The organism is Pseudomonadota bacterium (genome assembly GCA_016719885.1).
Taxonomy (GTDB): domain Bacteria; phylum Pseudomonadota; class Gammaproteobacteria.
Genome location: JADJYF010000026.1, coordinates 553,111 through 571,081 on the forward strand (window position 1 = coordinate 553,111; position 17,971 = coordinate 571,081).

The 17,971-nt window shown below is 66.5% G+C and carries 16 protein-coding genes and 1 pseudogene; 12 read left to right on the top strand and 5 right to left on the bottom strand.

All coding sequences use genetic code 11. The features are described 5' to 3' along the window. Positions 1-152: 152 nt before the first annotated feature. The 3 genes from IPM80_23115 to IPM80_23125 are packed head-to-tail and all read right to left on the bottom strand — an operon-like array spanning position 153 to position 3,758. Positions 153-1,457, bottom strand: a complete 1,305-nt coding sequence (locus IPM80_23115) for a UDP-glucose/GDP-mannose dehydrogenase family protein (protein ID MBK8961236.1) — start codon at positions 1,455-1,457, stop codon at positions 153-155. Between the two features lie 4 nt (positions 1,458-1,461). Beyond that, on the bottom strand, positions 1,462-2,751 hold the full coding sequence (locus IPM80_23120) for a nucleotide sugar dehydrogenase (protein ID MBK8961237.1): 1,290 nt from the start codon (positions 2,749-2,751) through the stop codon (positions 1,462-1,464). Then, complete coding sequence (locus IPM80_23125; GenBank protein MBK8961238.1) at positions 2,748-3,758, bottom strand: NAD-dependent epimerase; 1,011 nt, start codon at positions 3,756-3,758, stop codon at positions 2,748-2,750. Before IPM80_23125 ends, IPM80_23120 begins: the two co-directional genes overlap by 4 nt. 138 nt (positions 3,759-3,896) lie before the next feature. Between IPM80_23125 and IPM80_23130 the strand changes: the two genes are divergently transcribed. The 11 genes and pseudogenes from IPM80_23130 (at position 3,897) to IPM80_23180 (ending at position 12,150) form a co-directional block, all read left to right on the top strand. After that, a complete protein-coding gene (locus tag IPM80_23130) occupies positions 3,897-4,304 on the top strand; it encodes a cytoplasmic protein (protein MBK8961239.1) in 408 nt (135 codons plus the stop codon). A gap of 60 nt (positions 4,305-4,364) precedes the next feature. Beyond that, positions 4,365-4,994, top strand: coding sequence for a cytochrome c biogenesis heme-transporting ATPase CcmA (ccmA, locus tag IPM80_23135; GenBank protein MBK8961240.1), 630 nt, complete (start codon positions 4,365-4,367; stop codon positions 4,992-4,994). Further along, the gene (gene ccmB / locus IPM80_23140; GenBank protein MBK8961241.1) at positions 4,991-5,665 is read left to right on the top strand and encodes a heme exporter protein CcmB; all 675 of its coding nucleotides are present in this window, start codon (positions 4,991-4,993) and stop codon (positions 5,663-5,665) included. Before ccmA ends, ccmB begins: the two co-directional genes overlap by 4 nt. Positions 5,666-5,777: 112 nt before the next feature. Next, the gene (locus IPM80_23145; GenBank protein MBK8961242.1) at positions 5,778-6,494 is read left to right on the top strand and encodes a heme ABC transporter permease; all 717 of its coding nucleotides are present in this window, start codon (positions 5,778-5,780) and stop codon (positions 6,492-6,494) included. 17 nt (positions 6,495-6,511) lie between these two features. Beyond that, the gene (gene ccmD / locus IPM80_23150; protein MBK8961243.1) at positions 6,512-6,673 is read left to right on the top strand and encodes a heme exporter protein CcmD; all 162 of its coding nucleotides are present in this window, start codon (positions 6,512-6,514) and stop codon (positions 6,671-6,673) included. Then, positions 6,657-7,103 (top strand): cytochrome c maturation protein CcmE, encoded by a 447-nt coding sequence (ccmE, locus tag IPM80_23155; protein ID MBK8961244.1) that lies wholly within the window; start codon positions 6,657-6,659, stop codon positions 7,101-7,103. Before ccmD ends, ccmE begins: the two co-directional genes overlap by 17 nt. After that, positions 7,100-9,079, top strand: coding sequence for a heme lyase CcmF/NrfE family subunit (locus IPM80_23160; GenBank protein MBK8961245.1), 1,980 nt, complete (start codon positions 7,100-7,102; stop codon positions 9,077-9,079). The genes ccmE and IPM80_23160 overlap by 4 nt, the downstream gene beginning before the upstream one ends. Before the next feature lie 5 nt (positions 9,080-9,084). Beyond that, positions 9,085-9,621: a DsbE family thiol:disulfide interchange protein gene (locus tag IPM80_23165; GenBank protein MBK8961246.1), complete on the top strand. Its 537-nt coding sequence runs from the start codon at positions 9,085-9,087 to the stop codon at positions 9,619-9,621. After that, positions 9,618-10,085 (top strand): cytochrome c-type biogenesis protein CcmH, encoded by a 468-nt coding sequence (locus IPM80_23170; protein MBK8961247.1) that lies wholly within the window; start codon positions 9,618-9,620, stop codon positions 10,083-10,085. Before IPM80_23165 ends, IPM80_23170 begins: the two co-directional genes overlap by 4 nt. Next, positions 10,082-11,254, top strand: coding sequence for a c-type cytochrome biogenesis protein CcmI (ccmI, locus tag IPM80_23175; GenBank protein MBK8961248.1), 1,173 nt, complete (start codon positions 10,082-10,084; stop codon positions 11,252-11,254). The genes IPM80_23170 and ccmI overlap by 4 nt, the downstream gene beginning before the upstream one ends. 133 nt (positions 11,255-11,387) lie before the next feature. Then, positions 11,388-12,150 (top strand): annotated as a pseudogene (locus tag IPM80_23180) (peptidase). A gap of 21 nt (positions 12,151-12,171) precedes the next feature. On the opposite strand, the gene IPM80_23185 reads toward IPM80_23180, so the two are convergent. Together IPM80_23185 and IPM80_23190 are read right to left on the bottom strand one after the other, a co-directional pair. Further along, positions 12,172-13,134, bottom strand: a complete 963-nt coding sequence (locus tag IPM80_23185) for an alpha-E domain-containing protein (protein ID MBK8961249.1) — start codon at positions 13,132-13,134, stop codon at positions 12,172-12,174. Between the two features lie 2 nt (positions 13,135-13,136). Beyond that, positions 13,137-14,582 carry a circularly permuted type 2 ATP-grasp protein gene (locus IPM80_23190; protein MBK8961250.1) on the bottom strand — a complete coding sequence of 482 codons (1,446 nt, stop codon included), beginning with the start codon at positions 14,580-14,582 and terminating at the stop codon, positions 13,137-13,139. Positions 14,583-14,674: 92 nt separating this feature from the next. On the opposite strand from IPM80_23190, the gene IPM80_23195 reads away from it, so the two are divergent. Beyond that, on the top strand, positions 14,675-17,944 hold the full coding sequence (locus IPM80_23195) for a transglutaminase family protein (protein MBK8961251.1): 3,270 nt from the start codon (positions 14,675-14,677) through the stop codon (positions 17,942-17,944). The last annotated feature ends 27 nt before the right edge of the window (positions 17,945-17,971 follow it).

Consider the following 17,971-nt stretch of genomic DNA (forward strand, 5'->3'; position numbering starts at 1 on the left):
GAGACGGGCTCACGCCTGTTGTGGCGCTGTCAGCTCATTGTCGCGCGGCCTGGGTCCCGCGCTGTGGGCGAGGAATGTCAGACTGAAGTCTGACCCACATGCAATTGCCTGTCCTTTGTGGGTCAGACTTCAGTCTGACATCGCGCCCCAACTCAGCGCCCGATGCAGTGGTAGGCGAAGCCCAGGTCTTCGAGCGTGGCGCGCTCGTAGACATTGCGCAGGTCGATGAACACCGCGCCCTTCAGCGCGCGCTTGACGCGGGCGAGATCCATGCCGCGATAGGCGTTCCATTCGGTCAGCACCACCACCGCGTCGGCGCCGGTGCAGACCTCATACATGTCGTCGCAGTAGTGCACGCCGCTCGGCAGGTACTGCTTCGCTTCGTGCATGCCCTGCGGATCGTGGGCGCGGATGCTGGCGCCCTTCTCCATCAAGGGCGGCAGGATCGACAACGCCGGCGCATCGCGCATGTCGTCGGTCTCGGGCTTGAAGGTCAGGCCCAGCACGCCGATGGTCTTGCCGGCCTCGGAGCCGCCCAGCGCTTCGCGGATTTTCTTGATCATGCGCGCCTTCTGCGCGGCATTGACCTCGATCACCGCCTCGACGATGCGGCAGCTGGAACCATGCTCCTGGGCGATGCGCACCAGGGCCTGGGTGTCCTTGGGAAAACACGAGCCGCCGTAGCCCGGCCCCGGATGCAGGAATTTCGAGCCGATGCGGCCGTCCATGCCCATGCCCTTGGCGACCGCGTGCACGTCGGCGCCGACCGTTTCGCACAGGGTCGAGATCTCGTTGATGAAACTGATCTTGGTGGCGAGGAAGGCATTGGCCGCGTACTTGATGAGTTCCGCGCTTTCGAGATTGGTGACGAGGATCGGCGTTTCGCGCAGGTTGAGCGGCCGGTAGAGCTCGCGCAGGCGCTTTTCCGCACGCGCACTCTCGCAGCCGATGACCACGCGGTCCGGCCGCATGAAGTCGGCGATGGCCGCGCCTTCACGCAGGAATTCGGGGTTGGAGGCGACGTCGAAATCGGCGCCGGCATTGGTTTCGCGCATGATGCGCGCGACATTGCGCGCGGTGCCCACCGGCACCGTCGACTTGTCGACGATGACGGTGTAGCCGTTGAGGTGCGTGGCTATCTGGCGCGCAGCCTCGTATACATAAGAAAGATCGGCAAAGCCCTCACCGCGCCGGCTGGGGGTGCCGACCGCGATGAACACCAGGTCGGCGCCGGCCACCGCTGGGCCGATGTCGGTGGTGAATTTCAGGCGGCCCGCGCCGACGTTGCTCGCCACCAGCGCGGCGAGACCGGGCTCGTAGATCGGCATCTGGCCGGCATCGAGCTTGGCTATCTTGTTGGCATCGACGTCGACGCAGGTGACGTCGGCGCCGAACTCGGCGAAACAGGTGCCGGACACCAGGCCGACGTAGCCGGTGCCTATCATCACGACCTTCATGGCGTCACAGCCTCCACAGCGTCACGCCGGCCGGCACGCTGGCGCGATCGAGCTTGCCCTTGACGTCGATGACCGCGCCACGCCCGCCTTCCAGGCGCGCGGTGACGGTGTTCCAGGCATCCTCCAGGTAATGGTGGTGCGGCACGGCGAAGATCACCACGCGCGCCGGCGCCAGTTTCTCGGTCGGCATCAATTCCACGCCGTACTCGTGCTGGGCCTCGGCCGAGTCGGCGTAAGGGTCGTGGATCTGCACCTTCACATCGTAGGTGTTGAGTTCGTTGACGATGTCGATGACGCGCGTGTTGCGCAGGTCCGGCACGTTTTCCTTGAAGGTGAAGCCCAGCACGGTGATGACCGCGCCCTTGACGGCGCCGCCCTGGGCGATCAGTTGGCGGATGGCCTGCTGCGCGACGTAGCGGCCCATGTCGTCATTGATGCTGCGCCCGGCCAGGATGACCTGCGGGATGTAGCCGACGATGGCCGCCTTGTGCGTCAGGTAGTAGGGGTCGACGCCGATGCAATGACCGCCGACCAGGCCCGGTTCGAACTTGAGGAAGTTCCACGCGGTGCCGGCCGCCGCCAGCACGTCGCGGGTGTCGATGCCCATGCGGTTGAAGATCAGCGCCAGTTCGTTCATGAGCGCGATGTTGAGATCGCGCTGGGTGTTCTCGATGACCTTGGCCGCTTCGGCGACCTTGATTGACGACGCGCGGTGCACGCCGGCGGTGACCACCGACTCATAGACCTTGGCGACGATTTCGAGGATTTCGGGCGTCTGGCCCGACACCACCTTGGTGATCTTGGTGAAGGTGTGATCCTTGTCGCCGGGATTGATGCGCTCCGGCGAGTAGCCGACGAAGAAGTCCTTGCCGGCTTTCAGGCCCGACATGCGCTCCAGCACCGGCACGCAGTCTTCTTCCGTGGCGCCCGGGTAGACGGTCGACTCGTAGACCACGATGTCACCGGCCTTGATGTGCGCGCCCAAGGTCTCGGAGGCCTTGATCATGGGTGTCAGGTCGGGACGCTTGGCCTCGTCCACCGGCGTCGGCACCGCGACGATATGGAAATCCGCTTCGCGCAGGTCCGTCGCCGTGCAGGTGAAGGCGATGTTGCTCGCCTTCAGATCGTCATCCTCGACTTCAAGCGTGCTGTCGTGCCCGGATTTGAGCTCCGCGACGCGCGCGGCGTTGATGTCAAAGCCGATGGTACGGGCCGAGCGACCAAAGGCCACCGCGACCGGCAGACCGACGTAGCCCAAGCCTATGACCGCAATTTTTCGGTTATGCGCGCTCATGGGATGTTGTAATACTCCTTGTACCAGGAAACGAAATTGGCGATGCCCTGCTTGATCGGCGTGCCGGGACGGTAGCCGATGTCTTCGACCAGGGCCGTGACGTCAGCATAGGTGTCCGGCACGTCACCGGCCTGCAGGGGCAGCATGTTCTTCTTGGCTTCGATGCCGAGGCATTCCTCCAGCGCACCGATGAAGTCCATCAGCGGCACCGGCGAATTGTTGCCGATGTTGTAGATGCGGTAGGGCGCCTTGGAGGTACCGGGATCGGGCGCATCGCTGTTCCAGGCCGGATTGGGCTTGGCGATGTTGTCGAGACAGCCCATCACGCCGCCGACGATGTCATCGATATAAGTGAAATCGCGCCGGTGGTTGCCGTAGTTGAACACGTCTATCGGTTCGCCGTTCAGGATCTTGCGCGTGAACAGGAACAGCGACATGTCCGGCCGCCCCCACGGCCCGTAGACCGTGAAGAAGCGCAGGCCCGTGACCGGCAGGCCGTAGAGATGGCTGTAGGTGTGGGCCATCAGTTCGTTGGCTTTCTTGGTCGCGGCGTACAGCGACACCGGGTGATCGATGTTGTCGTGCACCGAAAACGGCATGCGGGTGTTGGCGCCGTACACCGAGCTCGAGGACGCGTAGACCAGGTGCTCGACGCCGTTGTGCCGGCAACCTTCCAGGATGTTGGTGGTGCCGACGATGTTGGCATCGATGTAGGCGTGGGGATTCTCGATGGAATAGCGCACCCCCGCCTGGGCGGCGAGATGCACCACCCGTTCGGGCTTCTCGGCGGCGAACAGCGCCGGCATGGCGGCGCGGTCTTCGATATTCTGCTTGTGGAAGCTGAAAGCGGGATGCTTTTCGATGCGGGCCAGTCGCGCAAGCTTCAGCGTGACTTCGTAATAGTCATTGAGATTGTCGACGCCGACGACCTGGTCGCCCCGCGCAAGCAAACGTTCAACGAGGCGCGAGCCGATGAAACCGGCGGCACCTGTGACCATGATCTTCATAGCGTTATCGGATACTCGTAAAGTCGGCGTACTTTACACCGTCGGGCTTTATATCGGTGGGAAAGCGCGCGGCCTTAAATCTGTCTTGTATCACGGATCTGTTACCATGCCGCGACCACAGCGCGCGGGAGAAAAGCAATGGCCGGAGCCGAAGGCATGAGTGCCGATAATTTCACAGTCGATGTCGATAACCTGTATCGCGAGGAATCGATCACCGACCTGCGCGCCGCCACCATCCGGCGCCTGGTGCCGATCAAGGCCGATGGCAGCGACGACCCGTCCCGCCCCAGCCGCTTCATCGGCGATACCACGCTCATGACCCAGATGGGTCCGATCCCGGTGCAGTTCCCGCTCGATGCCCCGACCCTCGCCGAAGCCTGCGCGCTGTTCCCGGCCGGTATCAAGGGCGCCATCGAAAGACTCAACGAACGTGCACGCGAGATGGCGCGCGAGGAAGCGTCGCGCATCGTGGTGCCAGGCCAAGGCGGCCCCGGCCCGCTGGGCGGCATGCCCGGTCGGCCAGGAGGCAAGTTCATCCTCGAATAGGTCCGTGCCGCCTGGCCCGGCGCTGCGCGCCGGCTCGGCGCGCGCCGCGCAGCGCCCAACATGAATGACTCGGGTCTCGACGTTCGCGATCTCCGCGTCGAGCGCGGCGAACGGGTGCTGTTCGAGCGCCTGAGCTTCGCCGCGCCGCCCGCCAGCGTCGTGCACCTGGTGGGCGCCAACGGCAGCGGCAAGACCACGCTCATGAAGACCCTGGCCGGACTCGTGACGCCCGACGCGGGGGAAATCCACTGGCGCGGCGCGCTTTTGACCCGCGCCGCGGACTTCCGCGCCGCCCTCAACTACATCGGCCACCATGGCGGGCTCAACACCGAGCTGACCCCCTACGAAAACCTCGAATTCATCGCCACCCTGTGCGCGGCGCCGCGCCGCGGCAGCATCGCGGCGGCCCTGCGCGCGCTCAACGCCGCCGGCTTTGCCGAGCGCCCGGTGCGCTACCTGTCGGCCGGCCAACGCCAGCGCGTGACGCTCGCGCGGCTCATCCTGTTCGATGCGCCGCTGTGGATGCTGGACGAACCCTTCACCGCCCTCGACCACGCCAGCCGCGCGCTGGTCGAGTCGATCATCGACGCCCACGTCGACCACGGCGGCACGGTGCTGATAGCCACCCACCAGAGCTTCGCATCGCGCCACGCCATCCGCGCCGTACCGTTGGCCGAGGCGCAGCCATGAAGGCCATGACCGTGCTCGCGGCGGTGGTGCGCCGTGAACTCCTGCGCGCGGTGCGCAACCAGGCCGAGGCGCTCTATCCCCTGCTGTTTTTCGCCCTGTGCATATTGATGTTCCCGTTCGCGCTCGGCACCGACAGCGCGCTGTTGTCGCGGGTCGCGGCCGGCGTGGTGTGGGTGGCGGCGCTGCTGGCCAGCGCCCTGTCGCTGGAAGCCTTGTTCCGCGCCGACTATGCCGACGGCACGCTCGAGGTGCTGGTGGTGGGCGGCGCGTCGCTGCCGCTGCTCGGGCTCGGCAAGGCCGCCGCCCATTGGCTGCTGTCGGGGCTGCCGGTACTGCTGCTGTCGATCCCGCTCGGCCTGTCGCTGGAGTTGAAGCCCGGCCTGCTCGGTACCCTGCTCGCGACCCTGGCGCTCGGCAGCGTCACCATGAGCCTCGTCGGCGCCGCCATCAGCGCGCTCACGGTCGGCCTGCGCGGCGGCGGCCTGCTTCTGGCAATGTTGATCCTGCCGTTGTACATTCCCGTGCTCATTTTCGGTGCTTCCGCCACGGCCAATGCCGCGCTCGGACTGCCGGTCGCGGGAGAACTGTACTTCCTCGCCGGCCTGCTCGTGCTGGCCGTGACGCTGACGCCGTGGGCGACCGCGGCCGCCCTCAGAATCCGCATGAGCTGATGCAACTTATCGCACCCGCACCACTCCCAAAGCCGGCGCCTCGCAGGGCGTCGCCGTGCCCGTCCATGAGGTCTTCGTGAATTTCGCGTTCCTGCACAAGTACGCATCGCTCATGCATTTCTATCGCCTGAGCCACACGCTGACGCCGTGGCTGGCGGTGGCCACGCTGGGCTTGTTCGCCTGGGGCGTGGTCGGCGGCCTGATGCTGGCGCCGGCCGATTACCAGCAGGGCGACAGCTTCCGCATCATGTATATCCATGTGCCGGCCGCGTGGATGTCGATGTTCGTCTACGTGACCATGGCGGCGGCCGGCGGCGTGGCCCTGATCTGGAAACTGAAGCTGGCCGAGATCGTGTCGCGCGCCTGCGCGCCGCTCGGCGCCACGTTTACCTTCCTGGCGCTCGTCACCGGCTCGATCTGGGGCAAGCCCATGTGGGGCACGTGGTGGGTGTGGGATGCGCGCCTCACCTCTGAACTCATCCTGCTGTTTCTCTATCTCGGCGTCATTGCCCTGCATGGCGCGCTCGACGACCGCCGCGCCGGGGCGCGGGCCGGCGCGGTGCTGGCGCTGATCGGCGTGGTCAACATTCCGATCATCCATTTCTCGGTCGAATGGTGGAGCACGCTGCACCAGGGCGCGACGGTCAGCAAGTTCTCCAAGCCCTCGATCCACATCGACATGCTGATCCCGCTGCTGGTGATGATCGGCGCCTTCCAGTGCTATTTCGCCTGGTCGCTGCTGCTGCGCGTGCGCGGCGAGATCCTCGACTACGACCGCAACGCGAGCTGGGTGCGGGAACTCGGCCGCGGCCGCGAGGCCGACCTGTGAGCGGCCTGGACGCTTTCATGCACATGGGCGGTTACGCGCCCTACGTATGGAGTTCCTACGGCCTCGCCGCGCTGCTGTTGATCATCAATATCGTGTTGCCGCGCCGCGCGGAACAGGCCGCGCTGCGTCGCCTGGCGCGCCGCGAAGCCCTGGGAGAGAACCATGACACCACGGCGTAAACGCATGTGGATCATCGCGCTGTGCGTGCTGGGGGTCGGCATCGCGGTGGCGTTGATCCTGACCGCCTTCAACCAGAACCTCATGTATTTCTACAGCCCGAGCGAGGTCGCGCGCGGCGAAGCGCCGAGCAACCGCGCGTTCCGACTCGGCGGCATGGTGGTCACGGGCAGCGTCTCGCGCGGTGACGCCAAGGACCTGACGGTACGCTTCAAGGTCACTGATTTCGTCAAGGAACGCGAGATTGCCTATCGCGGCATCCTGCCGGACCTGTTCCGCGAGGGGCAGGGCATCGTCGCCATCGGCCAGCTCGACGGCCAGGGCGTGTTCGTCGCCAGCGAAGTGCTGGCCAAGCATGACGAAAACTACATGCCGCCCGAAGTCGCGCAGGCGCTGAAGGACGGCGAGGCCTCCAAGGCGGCGCAACCGTGATCGCGGAGCTCGGTCATTTCGCGCTGACCATGGCGCTCGCCATCGCCCTCCTGCAGGCGGTGGTGCCGCTGGTCGGCGCGCAAACCGGCAACGTGTTGTGGATGTCCCTCGCGCGACCGGCGGCGCGCGCGCAGCTGGTGTTCATCGCGCTGGCCTTCCTGGCCTTGAGCCATGCCTTCGTCACCAACGATTTCTCGGTGGCCTACGTGGCCGCCAACTCCAACAGCGCGCTGCCGCTGGCGTTCCGCATCTCGGCCCTGTGGGGCGCGCACGAAGGTTCGCTGCTGCTGTGGGTGCTGCTGCTGGCGGCATGGTCCTGCGCCGTCAGCTTCGCCAGTCGCGGTCTGCCGCTGGCGTTCGTGGCGCGGGTGCTGGCGGTGATGGCCATCATCAGCATCGGCTTCCTGCTGTTCATGCTGATCACGTCCAACCCCTTCCTGCGCCAACTGCCGCCACCCGCCGATGGCGCCGATCTGAACCCGCTGCTCCAGGACTTCGGCCTGGTCATCCATCCGCCCATGCTCTACGCCGGCTACGTCGGCTTCTCGGTGGCCTTCAGCTTCGCGATTGCCGGCCTCATCAGCGGCCATCTCGACAGCGCCTGGGCGCGTTGGGCGCGACCCTGGACCCTGCTCGCCTGGTGCTTCCTGACCATCGGCATCGCTCTCGGCAGCTGGTGGGCCTATTACGAACTCGGCTGGGGCGGCTGGTGGTTCTGGGACCCGGTCGAGAACGCGTCCTTCATGCCGTGGTTGCTCGGCACCGCGCTCATCCATTCGCTGGCCGCCACCGAGAAACGCGACGTGTTCAAGAGCTGGACGGTGCTGCTCGCCATCGGCGCCTTCGGCCTGTCGCTGCTCGGCACCTTCCTGGTGCGTTCCGGCGTACTGACTTCGGTGCATGCGTTCGCGAGCGATCCGGCGCGTGGCGTTTTCATCCTCGCCTTCCTGGTGCTGGTGATCGGCGGCGCGCTCATGCTCTACGCGTGGCGCGGCGCCAGCATGGGCGTCAGCGCGAGCTATGCCACCACCTCGCGCGAAACCTTCCTGCTCGCCAACAGCGTGCTGTTGACCGTGGCCTGTGCGACGGTGCTGCTCGGCACCCTGTATCCCTTGGTGCTGGATGCGCTCAATCTCGGCAAGCTGTCGGTCGGTCCGCCCTATTTCAACAGCGTGTTCGTGCCGGTGATGTCGCCGCTGGTGGTGCTCTTGGGTCTCGGCCAGCACGCGCGCTGGAAACAGGACCGTTTCGCGACCCTGTGCCGCGAGCTGCGTATGCCCCTGCTCGGCACCGTGCTGCTGCTCGGCGCGCTGGTCGCGGCGTTCAGCGACGCGCGTTCGCCGCGCGCGATGTTCGGTCTGGCCCTGGCGGCGTGGGTGGTGTGCACCAGCGTCGGCGGTGTCATCCAGCGCTGCCGTCAGCGCCAGTCGGCGTGGCGCGCCTTCACCAGCTTGCCGGCGGCCTACCTCGGTCAGCATCTCGCCCACATCGGTTTCGCGGTGACCATCGTCGGCGTGACGCTGGTCAGTCTCAACACCGTCGACCTGCACACGCGCATGGCGCCGGGCGAACGCATGACGCTGGCCGGCTACGATTTTCATTTTGTCGCGACCGCGCCGCTCAAGGGCCCCAACTACACCGGCACCGACGCCCAGTTCGAAGTGACGCGGCCGGGCGCGGCGCCAATCCGGCTGTCGGCCGAGAAGCGCAATTACCATGTGCGCGGCATGCCGATGACCGAGGCCGGCATCGATCCGGGCCTCACCCGCGACATCTACATCTCGCTCGGTGAGCCGCTGGAGAACAACGCCTGGAGCGTGCGCCTGAGCGTTAAACCCTTCGTGCGCTGGCTGTGGTTGGGCGCCATCCTGATGGCGGCGGGCGGCATCACCGCCATGTGCGACCGCCGTTTCCGGCGCGTGACGGCGCGCCATGCGGCCACCGCCGGCGCCGGTCGCGAGGGCGCGCGCTCGTGAAGAAGATACCGCTGCGCTTCGCCGTGCCACTGCTGCTGTTCGGCGCGCTGGTGGTATTTCTCGGCATCGGCTTGCAGCGCGATCCGCGCCTGGTGCCGTCGCCGCTGATTGGCAAGCCCGCGCCGCAGTTCTCGCTGGGTACGCTGGGCGCGCCGGAAAAACCGGTACAGCGCGACGACCTGCTGGGACGCGCCTACCTGCTCAACGTGTGGGCGTCGTGGTGCGCGCAGTGCCGCGAGGAGCACCCGCTGCTGCTTGAACTCGGCAAGGCCGGCCAGGTGAATCTCATCGGCTTGAATTACCACGACGAACTGGAGGCCGGCCGCCAATGGCTGAGCGAGCGCGGCGATCCCTATCGCATGACGCTGTTCGATCCGCAGGGCAAGCTGGGACTGGATCTCGGCGTGTACGGCGTGCCGGAAACCTTCCTCATCGATGCCAAGGGCGTGATTCGCTACAAGCACATCGGTCCCTTGAACCAGGACGTCTTGAGTCGCGACATCCTGCCGCTGCTCGCCAATCTCGAGCGCGACGCGCAATGACCGGCCTGCGCCCGCTGTTGCTCGCCATGCTGTTGTGTGTCGGCGCCGCCGCGCAGGCCAGCGATGCGCCGGCGGAATTCTCCGATGCCGCGCTCGCGGCCCGTTACGACGTGCTGCTGGGCGAGTTGCGTTGCCTGGTGTGTCAGAACCAGACCTTGAAGGATTCCCATGCCGAGCTCGCGCAGGATCTGCGCGACGAGGTCAAACGCCTGCTGGAGAAAGGCGACAGCGATGTCGCGATCCGTGACTACCTGGTGGCGCGCTACGGTGACTTCGTGCTCTACAGCCCGCCGCTCAAGGACACCACCTGGCTGCTGTGGGTCGGGCCCTTCGTGCTGCTGGCGCTGGCGCTGGCGGTGGTGCTGATGATGAGTCGCCGCCGCGCGTCGGCGGCCGCGCCGCTCGACGATGCCGAACGGTCGCGCCTTGCCCAGGCACTCGCGGAGCGCGGGGAGCAATCATGAGTTTCTGGTTGTCCCTGGCCGCGCTCACGGCGCTGGCGCTGGCGCTGTTGTGGCTGCCGCTGCGACGCGCGCAAGCCGATTCCGCCGCCGCCACCGACGACCAGCTGCGCCGCCTGCGCGAGTTCGACAGCGAGCTCGCCGCCGGTGACATCGATGCCAGCATTGCGCCGGCGCTGCGCGCCGAACTCGAACGCGCGGTGATCGACGGCCTGCCCGCGTCCGCCGCCGCGCCCGTCAGCAGCGGCGGCCGCGCGTTGCTGGCGCTGCTGTGCCTCATGGCGCCACTCGCGGCGGGCGGCCTCTACTGGCACCTGGGCTCGCCCGAACTCGCCACCTTCAGCGCCGCCCATCCGCACACCGACTGGCGCGACCAGGCGACTTCCATCAGTTATTTCGTCGGCCGCGTGCGTGAGCGGTTGGCCAAGCAACCCGACGACGCCGACGCCTGGGCGCTGCTGGCGCGCACCGAGATGCAGCTCGGTCATTACAACGAGGCGCTGGCGGCGGCCGAAAGTCTCAACCGCGTGCTGCCCGAGCACGCCGGCGCCATGCTGCTGCTGGTCGACGCCCTGCTCATGGCCGGCGGTGACGAACATCGCAGCCGCGCGTTGGCCCTGACCGGCAAGGTCTTGCACAACGAACCCGGCAATCCTTCGGCGCTGGTCATGAAGGGTTTGTTCGAACAGCAGGAAGGCGACACCGCCACCGCGCTCGCGACCTGGCAGCAGGCCTTGAGCCTGGCCGGCCAGGACGGGGGTTTGAAGAGCCAAATCGAGGAATTGATCGCCCGCGCCGGCGGTACGGTGCAAAAGGCCGCGCCGCGTGTGGCGGTGAAAGTGAAGGTCGCGCTGTCGCCCGCGCTCGCTGCGCGCGCGCAAGCGGGCGATGCCGTGTTCATCGCCGCGCGCGCGGTGGATGGGCCGCCCATGCCGCTCGCGGTGTCGCGCCACACTGTCGCCGAACTGCCCTTGTCCATCACCTTGGATGACAGCATGGCGATGGTGCCCGGCCATTCGCTGGCCGACGTCAAGCAGTTCTACGTCATGGCGCGCGTATCCAAGAGCGGCACCGCCAACGCCAGCAGCGGCGACCTGGAAGGCAAGTCCGCCACGCTCGACATCAAGGACGCCGCGGAAATCGCTATCGATATCGATCGCGCCTTGCCCTGAGCCCGAGCGCGGCGCGTGCACGCGCGAATTCAAACATGTTCACGCTGCAAGTCGGTGCGCCGCGGCAAAACCCCTTGCCATGCCCAGACGGCCCCCCTACCCTTGCAGGGCTCAAGACCGCGACCCTCGTCAGATGACCTACTGCGTAGCGATTAAACTGAATGCCGGACTGGTGTTCCTGTCCGACTCACGCACCAATGCGGGCGTCGATCAGATCAGCACCTATTCGAAGATGCATACTTTCGGCCTGGATGGCGCGCGGCAGTTCTGTCTGTTGACCTCGGGCAATCTCGCCACCGCCCAGGGCATCGTCGCGCAGATCCGCCATGACATCGATCACGGCATGCCGATAAGTCTCATGACGCTGTCCGGCATGGACGAAGCCGCCGATTACATCGGGCAGCTGAGCATCATGCAGCAGAAGAAGGCGGGCGGCGGCATCGACTTCGAAGCGAGCGTGTTGTTCGGCGGACAGATCCTCGGCGGCGCGCCCGACGTGTTCCTGATCTACCCGCAGGGCAATCACATCGCGACTTCGCGCACCACGCCCTTCCTGCAGATCGGCGAGAGCAAGTACGGCAAGCCGATCCTCGATCGCATCCTGAAGCCCGACACCGCCTTGCACACCGCCGTGCTGTGTGGCTTGGTGTCGATGGATTCGACCATGCGCAGCAACGTCACGGTCGGTCCGCCCATCGAGGTGCTGGCCTACAAGACCGACTCGCTATGTCATGCCGAACCGCCTCGTCCTCGAAGAAGACAGCGATTACCTGCGCGAATTGAAGCGCAACTGGGACGAACGCCTGAAGGACGCGTTCCGTTCGCTGCCGCCGCCGGCGTGGGCCACCATGTGGGACCAGGCGGACGGCGAGGCGCTCGGTCAACAGCAACGCTGAACCCGGCGCGCTCGCCGCACCTCAGGCACGCGGCTCGAACCAGCTGGCGTTGATGACCGCGTGCAGGGCGTTGAACTCGATCTGCATCTGGTCGATGAAGTCGTGTACCCCGTCCTGTTTCAATAGCTCGGCGAGATTGGCCTGCGCGACATGCGCCATGGCCGCCGTCACGGTGCTGACCGCCGCCTCGTTGTGAGGCAGATGGCGCAGGCAGGACTTCAGCGCCTGCAGGCAATTGGCCACCGCGCGCGGGAAGTTCTCGTCCTGTAACAGGAAGGCCGTCACCTCCTCGGCGCAGATGCGCTCCGGCACCGCGCGCCGATACATCTGCAGCGCGTTCAATGAGCGCAGCACGTTCATCCACAGGATGCTTTCGTAGGGATCCGATTCACGCGCGGCCAGGTGGTCGGCGCGCCCGCCCGAGCCCCACGGAAAGACATTGGCGGTGCCGACGTCGACGATGCGCGAAGTCATGTCGGCGCGTTCGAGGTAACGCCCGGCGCGCAGGAAGTGATAGGCCGCGTCGCGACTCATGCTGCCCGCCATGCAGCCGACCAGGAACTGGCACGATTCGATGACGCGCCCGAGGAAGGCATCGCGTCCGCGTCGCGACAAGGCCGTGTCGACGTGATCGTTGAGATAGATGTGCAGATCGTTGATGCCTTCCCAGATGCTGACCGGCACCATCTCGCGCACCGTGCGCGCATTCTCGCGCGCGCTGTCGGCCGAATTGACGATGGCGGTGGGGTTGTCGCGGTCTGCCAGGTAGAAACGCACCACGTTGTGTTCGTCGGCGACGCTGTACCGCGCGGCGAATTGTTCGGCGCTGCCGGTGATCGCGATCAGCGATTCCCAGCGCAGCTTGGCCGAGCTCGGCAGATCGAGCAGCACGTTGCCATACACGCTGACCAGGCGCGCGGTGTTTTCGATGCGCTCGAGATAGCGCCCCAGCCAGTAGACCCGTTCGGCGACCCGCGACAGCATGCTCATGGGCAATCCACGATCCAGGTGTCCTTGCTGCCGCCGCCCTGGGACGAGTTGACCACGAACGAACCCTTCTTCAAGGCCACCCGCGTCAAGCCGCCCGGCGTCACGTAATGTTGCGCGCCCTGCAGGACGAAGGGCCGCAGATCGAGATGGCGCGGTTCGATGTCGTCGCCGCACACGGTCGGACAGGTCGACAGCGAAATCAAAGGCTGGGCGACGTAGTTGCGCGGATTGGCGCGCAGGCGACGCGCGAAGTCGTGGCGTTCCTCGGCGCTCGCGCTCGGCCCCATCAGCATGCCGTAGCCACCCGATTCGTTGACCGGTTTCACCACCAGCTTGTCGAGATGCTGCAGCACGTAGGCGCAGGGTTCCTTGTCGGCACAGCGCAGGGTTTCGACATTGGGCAGGATCGCCTGCTGGTCGAGGTAGTAGCGGATCATGGCCGGCACGTAGGTGTAGACCGCCTTGTCGTCGGCCACGCCCGCGCCCGGCGCGTTGGCGAGGGCCACGTTGCCTCGCAGCCACGCGCGCATCAGGCCCGGCACGCCCAGCGTCGACTCGGGGTTGAACACCTCGGGATCGAGATAGAGATCATCGATGCGCCGGTAGATGACATCGACGCGCGCGGGACCGGCGATGGTGCGCATGTATACGCAGTCGTCGGCGCCGACGAACAAATCGCTGCCCTCGACCAGCTCCGCGCCCATCTGCTGGGCGAGATAGGAATGTTCGAAGTAGGCGGAGTTGTAGATGCCGGGCGTCAGCACCACCACCACCGGTCGCTGCCCTTGGCGCGGCGACAGCGAGGCCAGCATCGCGAACAGGTGCGTGGCGTATTCGCCGATGGGGCGCATGCTGTCGGACGCGAACAGCTCCGGGAACACACGCTTGGTGACCTTGCGGTTCTCGAGCATGTAGGACACGCCGGACGGCACGCGCAGGTTGTCTTCCAGCACGTAGAAGGTGCCGTCGCGATCGCGGATGAGGTCGCTGCCGCAGATGTGCGCCCACACGCCATGCTTGGGGCGCATGCCGACGCAGGCGGCGCGGAAGTTGCCCGATTCGACGATGAGTTCGCGCGGCACCACGCCGTCGCGCAGGATGCGCTGCTCGTTGTAGACATCGTCGATGAAGAGGTTGAGGGCGGTGAGCCTTTGCACCAGCCCGGCCTCGACCTTGTCCCAATCGCTCCCCGAAATGGTGCGGGGAATGATGTCGTAGGGCCAGGCGCGATCGATATTGGTGCCCTCGCTGTAGACCGTGAACGTGATGCCCATGGTCTTGACCGCGAGTTCGGCGGCGCGCTGGCGCTCGCGGATCTCGTCCATGGTCAATGAACGGATATGCTTGGCAACGGCGCTTCCCGCCGCACGCGGCGTGCCGCGCTCGGCGATGAGTTCATCGTAGAAGCCGCGACTGTTGTAGTTCTGCCAGGAGAATTTCATAAACCACTCTTGGCATGATTCATGCCATCTCCGCGTCAGGGGCGAGCGCCATCGCTCTCCCTCGTACTTGCAGGCATTGAGGAATCGATCGCGTGAGCATTCGCGTAGCCATCCGCCATCACACCGACTACCGCTTCGACCGGCCCGTGGCCTTGGGTCCGCACGTGCTGCGCATGAAACCTGCGCCGCATACCCGCACGCGCATCGAATCCTATTCAATGACTATCGAACCCGGCGGCCATTTCATCAACTGGCAGCAGGACGCCTACGCCAACCACTTGGCGCGCGTGGTGTTCCCCGAGCGCAGCTCGCGCCTGGTCATCGATGTCGAAGTGATCGCGGAAATGGTGGCCATCAACCCCTTCGACTTCTTCCTCGAAGAGGGCGCCATGCACTGCCCCTTCGACTATGCGCCGGAGCTGCTCGAGGACCTCGCGCCCTACCGCGTGATTTCCGACCATGGCCCGCGGCTCGCGGCGTGGCTCGCCGAGGTGCCGCGCGAGCCCATGCCGACCATCGACTTCCTGGTGGCCCTCAACCAGCGCCTCGAGCGCGACATCGACTACATCGTGCGCCTCGAGCCGGGCGTGCAGAGCTGCGAAGAGACGCTGGCCAGCGGCCGCGGTTCGTGCCGCGACAGCGCCTGGCTGCTGGTACAGATTGCTCGGCACCTGGGGCTGGCCAGCCGCTTCGTGTCGGGCTACCTGGTGCAACTGACGGCCGACATCAAGGCCCTCGACGGGCCGTCCGGGCCGAGCGCCGACTTCAGCGACCTGCATGCCTGGGCCGAGGTCTACCTGCCCGGCGCGGGCTGGGTGGGGCTCGACCCGACCTCCGGCCTGTTCGCCGCCGAGGGCCATATCCCGCTCGCCGCCACTCCGCATTTCAGTCACGCGGCGGCGGTGGAAGGCGCCACCGAGCGATGCGAAGTCGAACTCGACTACCGCAACAGCGTGGTGCGCGTGCACGAAGACCCGCGCGTCACCAAGCCCTACAGCGATGCCGAGTGGCAGCGTATCGACGCTCTCGGTCGCCAGGTGGACGCGGATCTCGAAGTGCGCGACGTGCGCCTGACCATGGGCGGCGAACCGACCTTCGTTTCCGTCGACGACTTCGAGAGCCCGCAATGGACGGTGGCGGCTGACGGCCCCGGCAAACGCCACGCCGCCGAGGTGCTGCTGGAACGCTTGCACCGGCATTACGCGCCCGGCGGGCTCGTCCATCACGGTATCGGCAAGTGGTACCCAGGCGAAGAACTGCCGCGCTGGGCCTTGAGCCTGTTGTGGCGCAAGGACGGCGAGCCGCTGTGGGACAACCCTGCCCTGCTCGCCCACCTGTCGCGCCCCGACGCACCGCTGATGCGCGGCATCGAGCAGATTTTTGCCGTTGAACTCGCCAAGCGCCTGGGCCTGCCGCTGCAGCACGTGCACACCGCCTTCGAGGACAGCTATTACTACCTGTGGAAGGAAGGCACGCTGCCGCTCAACATCGAGCCGACCGATGCGCGTCTCGCCAGCCCGGCGGAGCGCGCACGCCTGCGACGCCTGTTCGATGGCGCGCTCAATCGCCCGGCGGGCTACGTGTTGCCCTTGGCGCGCGGCATCGCCGGCGGCTGGCGCAGCGGCGCCTGGCCCTTGCGCCGCGGCCACCTGTTCCTGATCCCGGGCGATTCACCGCTGGGCCTGCGCCTGCCCATGCAGTCGCTGCCGGCGGCCGCCGACGCCGCGCGCGAAGACCTGCCGGTCAGCGATCCCTTCGCGCCGCCGCAACCACTCATGCCGCGCCACTGGTATCGCCAGGCGCCGGGCGTGCGCGTGCCGCCGCCTCCGACACTGACACCGGCCGCGCCCGACGACGCCCTGGTGCGCACCGCGCTTTGCACCGAAGTGCGCGACGGGCGTCTGCACGTGTTCCTGCCGCCGCTGGCGAACTTGAATGATTACGTCGAATTGCTGCACGCCGTCGAGGCGACCGCCGAGGCCTTGCGCCAGCCGCTGGTGATCGAGGGCTACGAACCGCCGCGCGATCCGCGCCTGGCGTTGCTGCAGATCACGCCCGACCCGGGCGTGATCGAGGTCAACGTGCAACCGAGTCGCAGTTGGGATGAACTGGTGGAGCTCAGCACCTCGCTCTACGAGCACGCGCGGCAGTCGCGCCTGGCGACGGAAAAATTCATGCTCGACGGTCGCCATACCGGCACCGGCGGCGGCAACCACGTGACGCTCGGCGGCACCACGCCCGCCGATTCGCCGTTGCTGCGACGTCCGCACCTGCTGGCTTCGCTGGTGCGGTTCTGGCAGAACCACCCGTCGCTGTCCTACCTGTTCTCGGGCTTGTTCATCGGCCCGACCAGCCAGGCGCCGCGCGTCGACGAGGCGCGCGACGACCGCCTGCATGAACTCGCCACCGCGCTCGCGCAGCTGCCGCGCGGCAATGCCGAGGTCGCGCCGTGGCTGGTCGACCGGGTGATGCGCAACCAGCTCATCGACCTGACCGGCAACACCCACCGCGCCGAGTTCTGCATCGACAAGCTCTACTCGCCCGATCACAGCGGCGGACGGCGCGGCCTGCTGGAATTGCGCGCCTTCGAAATGCCGCCCCATGCGCGCATGAGCCTGACCCAGATGCTGCTGCTGCGCGCGCTGGTGGCAAGCTTCTGGGAGACGCCTTACGAGCACAAGCTCATCCACTGGGGCACACAGCTACACGACAAATTCATGCTGCCGTGGTTCGTGTGGAATGATTTTCGCGAGGTCGTCGAAGAGCTCGAAACGCGCGGCTACGCGTTCGACACGGCCTGGTACGAGCCATTCTTCGAGTTCCGTTTTCCGAGCTTCGGCGCCATCGCGTATCGCGGCATGGCCTTGAACCTGCGCACCGCGCTCGAACCTTGGCACGTGCTTGGCGAAGAGAACGGCGCCAACGGCACCGCGCGCTACGTCGACTCATCGGTGGAGCGGCTGCAGGTCGAAGTGACGGGCTTCGTGCCGGAGCGCTACGGCATTGCCTGCAACGGCCGCGCCGTGCCGCTGCAGCCTACCGGCGTGCGCGGCAACTACGTCGGCGGCGTGCGCTTCAAGGCCTGGGACCCGCCGTCGGCCATGCACCCGACCATCCGCTCGCACGGGCCGTTGACCTTCGACCTGGTCGACATCGCCAATCGGCGCGCGGTGAGCGGCTGTCGCTACCACGTCGCCCATCCGGGCGGACGCAACTACGACACCTACCCGGTCAATGCGCGCGAAGCGGAAGCACGACGCCTGGCCAGGTTCGAACGGCAGGGACACACGCAAGGGCCGCTCGACTGGCGCACGCCGGAGATTACGCCGGACATGCCGTTTACCCTGGATTTACGCCGGTGAGCGACAAGGATGTCGGACTGAAGTCCG

Coding starts and splice junctions, on each gene's coding strand:
- IPM80_23190 (MBK8961250.1), bottom strand. CDS start 14,582: ATGAAATTCTCCTGGCAGAACTACAACAGTCGCGGCTTCTACGATGAA.
- ccmE (MBK8961244.1), top strand. CDS start 6,657: ATGACACCACGGCGTAAACGCATGTGGATCATCGCGCTGTGCGTGCTG.
- IPM80_23115 (MBK8961236.1), bottom strand. CDS start 1,457: ATGAAGGTCGTGATGATAGGCACCGGCTACGTCGGCCTGGTGTCCGGC.
- ccmI (MBK8961248.1), top strand. CDS start 10,082: ATGAGTTTCTGGTTGTCCCTGGCCGCGCTCACGGCGCTGGCGCTGGCG.
- IPM80_23170 (MBK8961247.1), top strand. CDS start 9,618: ATGACCGGCCTGCGCCCGCTGTTGCTCGCCATGCTGTTGTGTGTCGGC.
- ccmB (MBK8961241.1), top strand. CDS start 4,991: ATGAAGGCCATGACCGTGCTCGCGGCGGTGGTGCGCCGTGAACTCCTG.
- ccmD (MBK8961243.1), top strand. CDS start 6,512: ATGCACATGGGCGGTTACGCGCCCTACGTATGGAGTTCCTACGGCCTC.
- IPM80_23130 (MBK8961239.1), top strand. CDS start 3,897: ATGGCCGGAGCCGAAGGCATGAGTGCCGATAATTTCACAGTCGATGTC.
- IPM80_23125 (MBK8961238.1), bottom strand. CDS start 3,758: ATGAAGATCATGGTCACAGGTGCCGCCGGTTTCATCGGCTCGCGCCTC.
- ccmA (MBK8961240.1), top strand. CDS start 4,365: ATGAATGACTCGGGTCTCGACGTTCGCGATCTCCGCGTCGAGCGCGGC.
- IPM80_23185 (MBK8961249.1), bottom strand. CDS start 13,134: ATGCTGTCGCGGGTCGCCGAACGGGTCTACTGGCTGGGGCGCTATCTC.
- IPM80_23145 (MBK8961242.1), top strand. CDS start 5,778: ATGCATTTCTATCGCCTGAGCCACACGCTGACGCCGTGGCTGGCGGTG.
- IPM80_23120 (MBK8961237.1), bottom strand. CDS start 2,751: ATGAGCGCGCATAACCGAAAAATTGCGGTCATAGGCTTGGGCTACGTC.